12 protein-coding genes are annotated in these 13,468 nt (G+C 67.0%); 6 read left to right on the forward strand and 6 right to left on the reverse strand.

Annotated elements, in window-relative coordinates; translation table 11 throughout:
- Window positions 1–77: 77 nt before the first annotated feature.
- Together ASF77_RS18605 and ASF77_RS18610 are read left to right on the forward strand one after the other, a co-directional pair.
- Window positions 78–1,679 carry a S41 family peptidase gene (locus tag ASF77_RS18605; protein WP_056342744.1) on the forward strand — a complete coding sequence of 534 codons (1,602 nt, stop codon included), beginning with the start codon at window positions 78–80 and terminating at the stop codon, window positions 1,677–1,679.
- Window positions 1,680–1,804: 125 nt separating this feature from the next.
- Window positions 1,805–3,577: a M14 family metallopeptidase gene (locus ASF77_RS18610; protein ID WP_056342746.1), complete on the forward strand. Its 1,773-nt coding sequence runs from the start codon at window positions 1,805–1,807 to the stop codon at window positions 3,575–3,577.
- Between the two features lie 118 nt (window positions 3,578–3,695).
- On the opposite strand, the gene ASF77_RS18615 is transcribed toward ASF77_RS18610, so the two are convergent.
- Both ASF77_RS18615 and ASF77_RS18620 read right to left on the reverse strand, forming a co-directional pair.
- Complete coding sequence (locus ASF77_RS18615) at window positions 3,696–4,454, reverse strand: LytTR family DNA-binding domain-containing protein (protein ID WP_056342748.1); 759 nt, start codon at window positions 4,452–4,454, stop codon at window positions 3,696–3,698.
- The gene (locus ASF77_RS18620; RefSeq protein ID WP_056342751.1) at window positions 4,454–5,560 is read right to left on the reverse strand and encodes a sensor histidine kinase; all 1,107 of its coding nucleotides are present in this window, start codon (window positions 5,558–5,560) and stop codon (window positions 4,454–4,456) included. Before ASF77_RS18620 ends, ASF77_RS18615 begins: the two co-directional genes overlap by 1 nt.
- A gap of 144 nt (window positions 5,561–5,704) precedes the next feature.
- Here ASF77_RS18620 and ASF77_RS18625 point away from each other — a divergent pair, with 144 nt between their 5' ends.
- Window positions 5,705–7,795, forward strand: coding sequence for a TonB-dependent siderophore receptor (locus tag ASF77_RS18625; protein WP_056342755.1), 2,091 nt, complete (start codon window positions 5,705–5,707; stop codon window positions 7,793–7,795).
- 18 nt (window positions 7,796–7,813) lie between these two features.
- Here ASF77_RS18625 and ASF77_RS18630 read toward each other — a convergent pair whose 3' ends face one another.
- Window positions 7,814–8,335 carry a histidine phosphatase family protein gene (locus ASF77_RS18630; RefSeq protein WP_056342758.1) on the reverse strand — a complete coding sequence of 174 codons (522 nt, stop codon included), beginning with the start codon at window positions 8,333–8,335 and terminating at the stop codon, window positions 7,814–7,816.
- A gap of 19 nt (window positions 8,336–8,354) precedes the next feature.
- On the opposite strand from ASF77_RS18630, the gene ASF77_RS18635 reads away from it, so the two are divergent.
- Window positions 8,355–8,987, forward strand: coding sequence for a GNAT family N-acetyltransferase (locus ASF77_RS18635; RefSeq protein ID WP_229445493.1), 633 nt, complete (start codon window positions 8,355–8,357; stop codon window positions 8,985–8,987).
- 53 nt (window positions 8,988–9,040) lie between these two features.
- Here the strand turns inward: ASF77_RS18635 and ttcA are convergent, their stop codons facing one another.
- The 3 genes from ttcA to ASF77_RS18650 are packed head-to-tail and all read right to left on the reverse strand — an operon-like array spanning window position 9,041 to window position 11,179.
- On the reverse strand, window positions 9,041–9,964 hold the full coding sequence (gene ttcA, locus ASF77_RS18640) for a tRNA 2-thiocytidine(32) synthetase TtcA (protein WP_056342761.1): 924 nt from the start codon (window positions 9,962–9,964) through the stop codon (window positions 9,041–9,043).
- Window positions 9,961–10,359: a dihydroneopterin aldolase gene (locus tag ASF77_RS18645; RefSeq protein ID WP_056342764.1), complete on the reverse strand. Its 399-nt coding sequence runs from the start codon at window positions 10,357–10,359 to the stop codon at window positions 9,961–9,963. Before ASF77_RS18645 ends, ttcA begins: the two co-directional genes overlap by 4 nt.
- A 31-nt stretch (window positions 10,360–10,390) precedes the next feature.
- Window positions 10,391–11,179 (reverse strand): SDR family oxidoreductase, encoded by a 789-nt coding sequence (locus tag ASF77_RS18650; protein WP_229445494.1) that lies wholly within the window; start codon window positions 11,177–11,179, stop codon window positions 10,391–10,393.
- A gap of 55 nt (window positions 11,180–11,234) precedes the next feature.
- Here ASF77_RS18650 and ASF77_RS18655 point away from each other — a divergent pair, with 55 nt between their 5' ends.
- Window positions 11,235–12,383, forward strand: coding sequence for a class I SAM-dependent methyltransferase (locus tag ASF77_RS18655; RefSeq protein WP_056342766.1), 1,149 nt, complete (start codon window positions 11,235–11,237; stop codon window positions 12,381–12,383).
- Between the two features lie 114 nt (window positions 12,384–12,497).
- Window positions 12,498–13,421, forward strand: coding sequence for a J domain-containing protein (locus ASF77_RS18660; protein ID WP_056342768.1), 924 nt, complete (start codon window positions 12,498–12,500; stop codon window positions 13,419–13,421).
- Window positions 13,422–13,468: the final 47 nt, after the last annotated feature.

Raw genomic sequence — 13,468 nt, forward strand, 5'->3', positions numbered from 1 at the left:
AGGGCAAGGGTGCAGCCTTCTCAAAGCGGCAGGCTTGTCTTACTCTTGGCCCATAACTTGTCTCCGAACCATCGCTCATGAAATCGTTCATCTCCCAAGACGGTCGCCTGACCGCATCGCTGCGCCTGCTTTGCAGCGCCTTCGTCGCTGCCTCGCTGCTTACCGCCTGCGGCGGCGGCGGCGGGTCGCCCGGCACCCTGACGGGTACGACACCGCCGGTGACGGGAACGACGCCCCCCGTGACCAGCCCGGACGGGGCCGAGCCGGACGTCGCTACCCTGGGCGACGCCTTCAATACATACTGGAACCTGTGCGCCAAGCCGCGTACCGGCATCGACCCCTATACCGGCAAGCCCTATCCCGACCGCCAGGGCACCCTGCGCGATGAGCTGACCTTCCTGCGCGCCTGGACGCACCAGAACTACCTCTGGTACAACGAAGTCCCGAGCGGCATCAAGATGGCTGACTTCACCAACCCGATCGACTATTTCGACAAGCTCAAGACGCCGGCCACGACGCCCTCGGGCGCACCGAAAGACCAGTTCCACTTTACCTACGCCTCGGCCGAGTGGGACAAGCTGACCAATTCGGGGATCGAACTGGGCTATGGCGTGACCTGGAGCAGCGCCGGCCCCACCGCGCCGCGCACCTGGAACGTGTCGATCGTCGAACCGGGCTCGCCGGCCGCCGCCGCCGGCCTGCGCCGCGGCGACCAGCTCACCGTGATCGACGGCGTCGATTTCATCAATGCCAGCGACACCGCCTCGGTCGAGAAGATCAATGCCGCGCTGTTCCCGGATACCCCGGGCGAGTCGCACAGCTTTACCTTTAAGCGCGGCACGGAAACCCTGGCCGTTACCATGCAGGCCAAGGACGTGACGGCGACCTCGGTCAAGCACACCAAAGTCATCGACACACCGAACGGCAAGGTCGGCTATTTGAGTTTCGAGAACCACAACGCGGTCGCCGAGCGCCAGCTGATCGACGCGTTCAACACGCTCAAAACGGCCAACGTCAACGGCCTGGTGCTGGACATGCGCTACAACGGCGGCGGCCTGCTCAACATCGCCGCCGAACTGGGCTACATGATCGCCGGCCCCAAATCGCAGGGCCAGGTGTTCGAGCGCCTCGTCTACAACGACAAGATCGAAGCCAGCCAGGCCTCGCAGGTGATCCGCTTCGAGCCGACCGCCTACGGCTTCGCAGCCGGCGCCGGCACGGTGAACAAGGGCACGCCGCTGCCGACCCTGACCCTGAACCGCGTCACCATCCTGACCACCGACGGCACCTGCTCGGCGAGCGAGGCGGTGATCAATGCGCTGCGCGGTGTGAACGTGCAGGTCGACGTGATCGGCGCCCAGACCTGCGGCAAGCCGTATGGCTTCACGCCGGTGCCGAACTGCGGCACGACCTATTTCTCGATCGAGTTCAAGGGTGTGAACGCCCAGGGCTTCGGCGACTATGCCGACGGCTTCGCGCCGACCTGCGCGGTGGCCGACGACCTCACGCGCGAACTGGGCGATACGAGCGAGGCGCTGCTGTCGACCGCGCTGAGCTACCGCGCCACCGGCGTCTGCCCGGCCCAGAACCGCACGTCGGCCCAGGCGATGGCCTCCATGGCGCGCAAGCTGGTGCGGCCGCCGGTTTCGCAGATCGCGATTCATACGCGGGCACGGTAAGCCGGCAGGCAGCATCCGGGTACGACAAAGCGCCGCCTTCGGGTGGCGCTTTGTCGTTCGGGAGGGGCAAACGCGACTATAATTTTCCGCTTTGCCCCTTCATTCAATCTGCCGGAGCTTCCTTGATGATTCGTTCTGCGTTACTGCTTGCGCTGCTCGCCGCCTTGCCCCTGTCCGCTTCCGCCAACGCGGCCGCTTCCAACCTGACGACGGTCTCGGAGCGCTCCGGCTTCCAGGCCACGGGCCGCTACGACGAAGTCGTCAAGCTGTGCGCAGCCTTCGCCAAGGCCTATCCGAAGGAAGTCAAGTGCGTCGAGTTCGGACGCACGCCGGAAGACCGCCCGATGCTGGCGCTGGTCGCCACCCGCAGCGGCGCCTTCACGCCGCAGGCAGCCAATAAACAGGGTATCCCCGTCACCCTGATCCAGGGCGGCATCCACGCCGGCGAGATCGACGGCAAGGATGCCGGCTTCCTGGCGCTGCGCGAGGTGCTGGAAAACCGCCTGGCCAAGGGCGCTCTCGAGAAGCAGGTGCTGCTCTTCGTCCCGGTGTTCAACGTCGACGGCCACGAGCGCTTCCAGAAATGGAACCGCCCGAACCAGCGCGGCCCGGTCGAGATGGGCTGGCGCACGACGGCCCAGAATTTCAATTTGAACCGCGATTACGTAAAAGCCGATTCGCCCGAGATGCAGGCCATGCTGACCCTGGTGAACGCCTGGGATCCGCTGACCTATGTCGACCTGCACGTCACCAACGGTGCCCAGTTCCAGCACGACGTCTCGATCCAGGTCGAACCCGTGTACTCAAGCGATCCGGAGTTCCGCAAGGCCGGCCTGGCGCTGCGCACCAACATCATCGCCGACATCGCCAAGCTCGGCTCGACCCCGCAGTCCTACTACATGTCGTTTGCCAAGAACGATGATCCGCAATCGGGCTTCGTCGATGGCGTTTCCGATCCGCGCTTCTCGACCGGCTATTTCCCGCTGCGTAACCGCATGGCGGTGCTGGTCGAAACCCATTCGTGGAAGGACTACCCGACCCGCGTGCGTGTCACCCACAACACCGTGATCTCGGTGCTGGAGCAGGTGGCGAAAAACGGCAAAGGGTGGCAGGCCGCCGCGCTCGCCGCCGATGCACGCGCCGCGCGCCTGGCCGGCATGCCGGTTGCGCTGACCTACAAGACCCTGGACACGCCGAAGATGGTCGACTTCAACGGCTACGCCTATACGCGCACGCCGTCCGACGTCTCCGGCATCCTGATGACGCGCTACGACGAAACCAAGCCGCAGGTCTGGCGCGTGCCGCTGCGCGAGGACGTCGTGGCCGACCTGGAAGTGGCGGCGCCGCGCGCCGGCTACATCGTCCCGAGCGCGCACGCGGCCCTGGTCGCCGCCAAGCTGCGCCAGCACGGCATCACCTTCCGCAAGCTCGACAAGCCTTTGGAGGGCTTCGCCAGCGAGACCTTCCGCGCCGACAAGGCGACGTTCGGCGCCACCTCCTTCGAATCGCACCAGCGCCTGACGGTCGAGGGCAGCTGGAAGAGCGAAGCGCGCAACGTCGGCCGCGGCGCGCTGTTCGTGCCGATCGCCCAGCCGAAGGCGCGCCTGGTGATGGCGATGCTGGAGCCGCAGGCGCCCGACTCGCTGCTGGCCTGGGGCATGTTCAACAACGCCTTCGAGCGCAAGGAATACATGGAAGAGTATGTCGCCGAAGACGTCGCGCGTGAACAGATGGCGGCCGACCCGCAGGTGGCCGCCGAATTCAAGCGCCGCCTCGAGCGCGACCCGGCCTTCGCCAAGAACGCGCAGGCGCGCCTGGAATTCTTCGCGCGCCGCCATGCGTCGTGGGACGAGCGTTTGAATCTGTATCCGGTGTTGCGCACGAACGTGGCGCCGTAAAGCCAGGACGGCGCAGTTCGCGTCGTCTATCCATAGGGTGGGCTCTCGAGCCCACGCGGTACAAGGCTAGCATTCCGATTGCGCGTCTTGCCATCCCGCGTGGGCACAAGTGCCCACCCTACAAAAGCAACTCGCGTACCGCCGTTACATACCGCTCGCTCACCGGCACCTCGGCCCCACCCCGCAAGCGCAGCAGATAACTCCCATCCCCCACCACGCTTAAACCCGCCGCCTGCGTTCTGCGCACGATCACCCCGCGGTGCACCCGCAGAAACTGCGCCGGATCGAGGTGCTCTTCCAGCCGGCTCAGCGCCACCCGGTGCAGCGGCGACCCGGCCGCCGTATGCAGCGCCACATAATTGCCCTGCGCCTCGCACCAGTCGATGTCGGCCACCCGCACCTGGTCGATCCGTCCGACCGAGCGCACGCTGATCTGCTCGAGGTAGGCCGGGCCCTCGGCATAGGCCGCGAGCGCACGGCCATAGGCGCCGCGCTGGCGCCCGGCCAGCAGCAGCGCCGTCCGTTCGACGGACTGCCCCAGGCGCGCATCGTTCAGCGGTTTCAGCAGGTAGTCGAGCGCGTGCACCTCGAAGGCCTCGATCGCATGCGTGTTATGGGCGGTTACGAACACCACCAGCGGCGGCTCACTCATGCACGCGAGTTCGCGCGCCAGCAACAGGCCCGATTCGCGCGGCATCTGGATGTCGAGGAAGAGCAGGTCGATGCGGCAGGCCGCCAGCTTTTCGCGCGCCCGCGCCGCGCTGTCGGCCTCGAAGGCGAGCTGCCAGCCAGGGTGCGCCTCCATCGCCAGGCGCAGGTTATTCCGGCCGGGCTCCTCGTCGTCGACGATGGCGTAGCGGATCGGCGCGCCCTCCATCAGTCGCGCAGCGCCAGCGGCAGGCTGATCTCGGCGAGGAAGCGGCGGCCCTGCTGCTCGGTGCGCAGCGAGGCGCGCGCGTCCAGCAGCGCCAGGCGCGCCCGCGTATTGGCCAGGCCCAGGCCGGTGCCGGGATTGGGCGAGCTGTAGTCGCTGACCGGGTTCATCACGCGGATCAGGAGTTCCCTGGCCGTGCGCTCGAAGGACAGGCGGATGTCGCCCGGGCCATCGTGGCAATCGAGGTCGTGGCGTAGCGCGTTCTCGATCAGCGGCTGCAGCAGCAGCGGCGGGCATTCGCCGCGCCTGACTTGTTCGTCGTCGCCGTCGATCGCGATGCGCAGGCGCGCGCCGTAGCGCAGGCGCTGCAGGGCGAGGTAGTCGCGCACGAAACCGAGTTCCTCTTCGATGGTCGCCCGTTCGCGCTGGGTGGCCGACAAGGCATAGCGCAGCAGGTCGGACAGGCGTCCGATGCCGGCCAGGGCGTCGGGCTTGTCGCCGGCGCGCACCAGGGCGCTGATGGCGTTCAGGGCGTTGAAGATGAAGTGCGGTTCGAGCTGCGCGCGCAGCGCCAGCATGCGCTGCTGTTCGAGCGCCAGATACAGGTTCAGGTTTTCGGCTTGCGCTTTGGCGAAGGCGTCGCTGCGGGCGCGCGCCTCGCGGTGGTTGCCGATCGCGACCATGGCGACGAAGGTGCCCGTCATCCAGGAGGTCTCGCTGAAGAAGGTCATCTTGCCCATCTTCGTCAGCTCGTTCCAGCCGGAGGCGAGGGTCAGCGTCTCGCCGCGCAACAGTACGTCGGCGCAGGCGAGGAAGAACCACTCCAGTGGCATGAACAGCAGCACCAGGCCGGCGTACACGCGCCATGTGGTGCGGCGCTCGAGAAACAGGGCGGGGCGCCGCGCCAGCACCAGGCTGAGCGCGCTGCTGAGCGCCATCATCGGCAGGTGGCCGACCCACCATTCGCGCAGGATGAGGGCATACACGGCTTCGTGCTTGTGCGCGATGCGATCGGTGTACATGCCGAGCGCGCCGGCGGCGCACAGGGCCGTCCAGAAGGCGACGTGGTAACAAATCGTGCGCGCGGTCTTGTGTGCTGTCGGGTTCATGGTGCGCCGAGTATAGCAGCGCGGCAGTGGGTAAAAACGGGACGGCCCCGGCCTTCGTCACAGGCATCCGGCGCTTCGTCACACGGCACCCGCAGGGGCGGATGGCCCTCCTAGAATCGGCGCTCCTTCACCTCGTCCGCCGCCATGAAATCACTGTGCCTGTTGCTGTTGCTGTCCTCGTTATCGTTCGTTGCGGCGCAGGAGGAGGCGCCGGCCCGCGTCGAGGTCAAAGGCGCGGCCGGGCGCGAGGACGGGGCTCCCGCCCGGCGCGTGGTCGGGCGCGCCGAGATCGCCGCCTATGGCGACGGCAACCTGGCCGATGTGCTCAGGCGCCAGGGCGGCGTCTCGGTGGTCGGCAGCGAGGTGCGCATGCGCGGGCTCGGTAGCGGCTACACCCAGATCCTGGTCGACGGCGAACTGGTGCCGCAAGGGTTTATGATCGATGCGATCTCGCCCGAGCTGGTCGAGCGCATCGAGATCGCGCGCAGCCCGACGGCCGACCGCAGCGCGCAGGCGGTCGCCGGCAGCATCAACATCGTGCTGCGCAAGCGCGGCGGCACGCGGCGCGAAGACAAGGTCTCGAACGGCTTCCAGCGCGGCGAATGGAGCCCGTCGGTCTCGGCCCAGGCGGGCGGCAAGCGCGGCGACCTGTCCTGGACGATGGGTACGACCTTCGATCGCAGCGTGCGCATCGACGGCATCCGCACCGACGAGACGGTCGAGGGCGCCGCCGGCATGCAAGCCGCGCGCCGCTTCACGGAAGCGGGACGGGCGCGCAGCAATCGCTTCAATCTCGCGCCACGCCTGAACTGGGCCTTCGACAACGGCGATACCCTGGGCTGGAACCTGCTCGCGGGCCTGATGCGCGCCCGTGGCGCGACCGGCGAGCGCGAGGAGACGCTGCTGGGCGAAGCGACGGCCTATCCGGCCAGCTTCGCCACGGTGGCACAACGCGGTACCACCTTGCGCAGCGATCTGGCCTGGGCGCACCGCTTCGCGGGCGCCGGCAAGATCACGGTCAAGGCCGTGGCCGACGGCAGCCGCCAGCGCAATGCCTATCTGTTCCTCGGCACCGCGGCCGACGGCGCACCCGGCCTGGCGCGGGTGGTGGCCTCGGGCGCGCAGGAGCGCACGGCCAGCCTGAACGGCAAATACCTGGCGCCCTTCGGCGCCGCGCACAGCCTGGGCCTGGGCTGGGACGCCAGCCGCACGACGCGGGCCGAACAGCGCAATCAAACGGACAGCTTCGCCGGCGCCGCGGGCAGCGTGCGGCTGCAGGACTACACGGCGCGGGTCGAGCGCCTGGCGCTGTTCGCCCAGGACGAGTGGACGATCTCCGACGCCTTCGAGGGCTATGCCGGCCTGCGCTGGGAGGGACTGCGCACCGGCACCGATGGCGCCGATCTGGCGCGCGTGGCGAGCACCAGCAGCGTGGCCAGTCCGGTGCTGCAGCTGCTGTGGAAGCTGCCCGCGAAACAACAGCTGCGCCTGGCGCTGGCGCGCACCTACAAGGCGCCCTTGACCCGCAACCTGGTGCCGCGCCGCTACACGATCAATAACAACAACGGGCCGGCCAATCCCGACGTCGAGGGCAATCCGGCGCTGCGCCCGGAACTAAGCTGGGGCATCGATCTCGCCTGGGAACGGCCGCTCGGCCAGGCCGGGTCGGCCAGCCTGTCCGCCTATGCCCGGCGGATCGATGCGGTGACGACGCTGCAGCTGTACCGCGACGGCGCCAGCTGGGTGCAGCGTCCGGTGAACAATGGCGAGGCCGAGGCCGCGGGCATCGAGCTCGACTTGAAGTCGCCGCTGTCGGTGGGGCCGCTGGCCTTCGCGCTGCGCCTGAACGCCGCGCGCAACTGGTCGCGCGTGCGCAGCGTGCCCGGCCCGGACAACACGCTGGCCGAGCAGGTTCCGTTCACGCTCAATGCCGGCATCGACTACCGCGCCGGCATGTGGGATGCGGGCGCGAACCTGAATGTCCGCGGCGGCGCGGCCAGCCGTTCGATGGATGGCGCAGCCATCTACTATCGGGGCCGGGTGGCGCTGCTCGATCTGTATTGGACGCGCAAGCTCGACGCGGGCTGGCGCATGCGCATCGGCGTGGCCAATGCGCTCGGGCGCGGCCAGCGAAGCGGCACCGCCTGGCGCGACAGCGGCGGGAATGCGGTCACCCGGATGCTGGATTGGGAGGGCATGGCCAGCATCCGCGTCGGCATCGAACGCGCCCTGTAAAGGCGCGCAGATGGATGCTTATTGCGCGGCGCCGGCCGCCGGCAGGGAGGTGAACAGCACGGTGGTGACGGCGGCGTTCGCGCCGGGGATGAGTTGATACAGCCGGTCGTATTCGTCGTCGCCGATGTCCGCGCCCGGCTGGCCGCCGAACAGGCGCACCAGTTCAGGCAGCGTGTTCGAGTGACCCACCACCAGCACCGGGCCGCTCAGGGTTTTCACGGCCGCCACCAGCGCCTGCGGCGTTTTCGGGTCGTATAGCTGCACCGTCAGGCCCCTGGTCTGTGCCAGCGGCTGCGCGGTCTGGCGCGTGCGGTTGGTGGGCGTACTGAAGATGTGGGCGATGCCGGTTTTATTCAGCATCACCGCGATGTTCTGCGCGCGCTGCCGGCCTTGCGGCGTCAGGTCGGGATCCTTGCCTTCCGCCGCTTTTTCGCCATGGCGTACCAGGTAGATCATGGAGGGCTCCGCAACCGCGGCGCCGGGCGCCAGCAGCGAAACGAGGAGGGCGCAAACGCCGGACAGGCGCGCGAACAGGGACATGAGTGATCCTTGAAATGGGGTGACAGAACGTGAACTTACCATAGGCGGCAGGGGAGCGGCAGCATCGGCCGATGGCGCCGCCGCGCTCTTCAGTGCTACGCTGTGCGCCAAGCACCTCACCGAACCGGGAACGCCCTTGACGACCGTCCTGCAAACCGCACGCCTGCGCCTGCGCCACATGGAAGCGGGCGACGCCGCCTTCATGCTCGGCCTCCTCAACGACCCTGCCTGGCATCGCTACATCGGCGACCGCGGCGTGCGCACGCTCGACGCCGCACGCGACTACATCCTGGCCGGGCCGGTGGCGATGGTGGCGCGCTACGGCTTCGGCTTTTACGTCGTGGAGCGGGAGGAGGACGCTTGTCCGATCGGCGTCTGCGGCCTGGCCCAGCGCGATTTCCTCGACGACGTCGACATCGGCTACGCCTTCCTGCCGCAGTACGGCGGCCAGGGCTATGCGCTGGAGGCGGCCCGGGGCGTCATGGCGCATGCGGCCGCACTCGGATTGCGGCGCGTCGTCGCCACCGTACGGCCGGACAATGCCGCCTCGATTCGCCTGCTTGAAAAACTCGGCCTGCGCTTCGAGCGCAGCATCGTGGCGCCGGACACGACGCGCGAGTTGCAGCTGTTCGGCATCGACATCGACGGCTGACGTAAAAAAAACGGCAGCGTAGGCACGCTGCCGTTTTGATGAAGCGCGACGATTTACAGCTGTGTCAGCGAAATCGTGTTCGGCGCCGGCGTCGAGCACGGCTCCTCGTCGAAGGCGATGTCGCCCAGCGGATTGGGCACGCCATCCGTCTTCAGGTCGACGAAGCCGAACAGGTTGCGGTCCTGCAGGTGCGAGGGCACGACCGTCGACAACGACGAGAACACGTTGTCCACGCGGCCCGGATGCGTCTTTTCCCAGCCGCGCAGCATGGCCTTGATCTGCTTCCTCTGCAGGTTTTCCTGCGAGCCGCACAGGTCGCAAGGAATGATCGGGAAACCCTTTACTTCGGCATAGCGCTCGGTGTCGGCTTCCTTCACATAGGCCAGCGGGCGGATCACCATGTGCTTGCCGTCGTCCGACACCAGCTTGGCCGGCATGCCCTTCAGCTTCCCGCCGAAGAACATGTTGAGGAAGAAGGTCTCGAGGATGTCGTCGCGGTGGTGGCCCAGGGCGATCTTGTTGCAGCCGAGTTCGTCGGCGACGCGGTAGAGGATGCCGCGGCGCAGGCGCGAGCACAGCGAGCAGGTGGTCTTACCCTCCGGGATCAGGCGCTTGACGATGGAATACGTGTCCTGGTTCTCGATGTGATACGGCACGCCGAGTTTGTCGAGATAGGCCGGCAGCACCTCGGCCGGGAAGTTCGGCTGCTTCTGATCCAGGTTCACCGCGACGATGTCGAAGTGGATCGGCGCGCGCTCGCGCAGCGTCATCAGGATGTCGAGCAGGGCGTAGCTGTCCTTGCCGCCGGACAGGCAGACCATCACCTTGTCGCCGTCTTCGATCATGTTGAAGTCGCCGATCGCCTGGCCGACCAGGCGGCACAGGCGTTTATGGAGCTTGCCGTTTTCGTAGGCGATCTTTTCCAGCTTCTTCGCATCCGCACCGTCGGCGGGCAGGTCGTTGAGTACTGCACTCATGCTTCTTCCTTAATTTGAAACACTTCCACGCCGACGCCTTCGCAGTCGGGATACACGTCCGGCTTCATCGTCGACACGCGCGCAGCACGCACCCGCGGGTGGGCCAGCATGGCGCGCACGACGTCGTCGCACAGGGTTTCCTGCAGGTGCACGTGGCCCTGCGCCATGCGCTGGGCGATGGTCTCGCGCATGAAATCGTAGTCGACGACTTCGTCCAGATGGTCGGCGGTCGGGGTCGATTCGGCCAGCGGGATGTACAGGTCGACGTTGATCAGGACGCGCTGTTCTCCCTTTTTCTCGAAGTCGTGCACGCCGATGTTGATCATCACTTCGTAATTGCGCAGGAACAGCCGGCGGCAATCGCGCAAGCTCGGGTGGGTCAGGGCGGACAGCATAAGAAAAGCCTTCGTCAGTTTTGATTCGGTGTTATTTGGTAAGGAACATCACGTCGCGCGCCAACGGCACCAGGTGCTGGCCGCCGTCGACCACCAGCGTGGTGCCGGTGAGGGCGCGCGCCGAAGCCGCATACACGACGGCGCCGGCGATGTCCTCGGGGGTCGAGGAACGGTTCAGGGGCGTTACCGTGTGCGCCTTGTTAAAACCTGCCTCGTCCTGGTCGCCCGACACCAGCGTGATGCCGGGCGCGACGCCGACGATGCGCACCGTTGGCGCCAGCGCCTGGGCCAGCATCTTGGTGGCGGTGTCGAGGGCCGCTTTCGACAGCGTGTACGACAAAAAATCCGGGTTCAGATTGTACAGTTTCTGGTCGAGCAGGTTGATCACCACGGCTTGCTCGTTGTGCGGCGTCGCCGCGTGCAAGGCCTGCGCCAGCAGCAGCGGTGCAGTCAGATTCGTGCTCATGTGCGCCGCCAGCAGGCCCGGCGAAAACGTGGTGGCGCTGTCGTATTCGAACAACGAAGCGTTATTCACAATACAAGAGACGCGGCCGAGTGCCTCCGCGGCGCGACCGGGCAGGGCGCGCACCGCCGCCTCGTCGCCGAGGTCGCCGGGCAGCAGGGCGGCACGCCGGCCGAGCGCGCGGATCGCGTCGGCGGTCTCGTTCGCCTCGCGTTCGGAATGGCGGTAGTGGACGCCGATGTCCCAGCCGGCAGCGGCCAGGCCGAGGGCGATGGCGCGTCCGAGGCGGCGCCCGGCGCCGGTCACGAGCGCGACCCGGGCTGGATCATCGCCGGTGGGAGGCATGATGTGCGTCATAGTGTCTGCATTGGCTGAAATTGTTGATCCCTGCCGATCTGGCTACAATGCCGGGATGTCCTTACCCCTTCCCGACAGCGACGCGCTGGCCGCGTCCCACGCCTTGCAACAGGAAATTGCCACCGCCATCGAAACTGCGGGCGGCGCCATTCCCTTCTCGCGCTTCATGGAGCTGGCGCTGTATGCGCCCCGGCTCGGCTACTACAGCGGCGGCGCGTCCAAGCTGGGCGCCAGCGGCGATTTCACGACCGCGCCCGAACTGACTCCCCTGTTCGGCCAGGCGCTGGCACGCGCGGCAGCCGCTATTATCGCCCAAAGCGCGCCCAACATCATCGAATTCGGCGCCGGCACCGGCAAGCTGGCGCGCGACGTCCTCACCGCCCTGAGCGAAGAGGGTGTGCACGTCGACAGCTACACCATCATCGAACTGTCGGGCGAATTGCGCGCGCGCCAGCAGGAAGCATTGAAAGATTTTCCGCAGGTCGCGTGGCGCGACGGTTTTCCGGAGAACTTCAGCGGCGTGGTGCTGGCGAACGAGGTGCTCGACGCCATGCCGGTCGAGCTGGTGCTGAAAACGGCCGACGGCTGGCGCCGCCAGATGGTGACGGTCGAGGATGGCCGTTTTACGTATGTGCAGGCGCGGCTGAACGCCGACCTGGCGGCCCAGCTGGCGCGCCAGATTCCGGAGGCCGACGCGCTGCCGCAGGGTTATCTGACCGAACTTCACCCGGTCGCCTGCGGCTTCATGGGCTCGCTGGCATCCATGTTCCAGGGCGGCAAGGGCGCGGCGATCCTGATCGATTACGGCTTCCCGGCGCACGAATACTATGTCGACCAGCGCAGCGGCGGCACCTTGATGTGCCATTACCGCCATCACTCGCATCCGGAACCCTTCTTTCTGCCAGGCCTGCAGGACATCACCGCCCACGTCGATTTCACGGCCATGGCGCTGGCGGCCCAGGATGCCGGACTGCCGGTGCTGGCGTACACGAACCAGGCCGGCTTCCTGCTCGCTTGCGGCATCGGTGACCTGCTATTACGTACGGATCCCAACGATGCCGTCCGTTATTTGCCACAGTCGAAAGCCGTACATAAACTCGTAGCGCCAAGCGAAATGGGAGAATTGTTCAAGGTGCTCGTTGTCGGCCACGAGGTAGAGCTGCCGGATGCAATCGTGCGAGCCGATCGCAGCAGTCGTCTGTAGACTAATTGACAACTTGCGCCGGGGATACAAACCCGGCTATGCTGTACCGGTTGGGTTGCTCGAACGCCTCCGGAGAGCGGCAACCCGACCTGAACCTGCACGCGGCACACATTCATGGCCAAGATTCACACCCATTACGATAACCTGAAGGTGGCGCGCGGCGCGCCGCAGGAAGTCGTGCGTGCGGCCTACAAGGCGCTCAGCCAGAAATACCATCCCGACAAGAACCAGGGCGACGAAAAGGCCGCCCGCATCATGGCGATCGTCAACACCGCCTACAACATCCTGTCCGACCCGGTCCGCCGCAAGGAGCATGACGAGTGGATCGCGGCCGAGGAATGGGAAGTCGAGTGGCTCGAGAGCAGCGGCGAAGAGGGTACACCGCCCCGTCCGCGCGGCGAAAACTGGGAAACCCCGGCGCCGACGCGTAACCGCCGCCGCATGCTGCGCGAACCGCGCTGGTGGCTCGGCATGCTCGGTGGTGCGGCCATCGGCGCCGTGTGCGCGCTGGTGCTGGTGCAGCAGCCGTGCCTGCTGCCTGCGGCCCTGGCCTTCACCGCCAAGCCGGAAACCATCGCCCCCGTGACCTCGGTGCCGGCGCCCGATCCGGACGCCTGGGCCATCCCGACCGGGGCCAAGACCCCGCCGGCCGTCGTCAAGGCGCTCGCCGTCACCCAGCTGATGGTGCCGGCGCGCCAGCCCGAATGCGACACGGATCTTGCCACGCCGGCCGCGCCAAACGGCGAAGCCTGGCCGGATCAGTCCGGCTACATCCCCGGCTACCCACTCGGCAACAGCGGGCGCGAGATGACGGTGGTGGTCGACAACAGCGCCAACGCCAATCCGGTGTTTGTGAAAATCTTCGACCTCGAGCGCCGCTCGAACGTGCGCCACGCCTATGTGCTCAGCAACGGCATGCTGACCATCGACGGCCTGGCGGCCGGCAAGTACGAGGTGCGCTACCAGAACATCGTCAGCAGCAGCGCGCGCGCCGAGTGCAGCAACCGTGCCGCGCGCCGGGCCGACGCCGGTTTCTGAACCGAACGGCGCCGTCCAAATCTCACCAACTGTTGCTTTTTCCCATC

It is taken from the genome of Massilia sp. Leaf139, assembly GCF_001424165.1.
Lineage (GTDB): Bacteria > Pseudomonadota > Gammaproteobacteria > Burkholderiales > Burkholderiaceae_D > Telluria.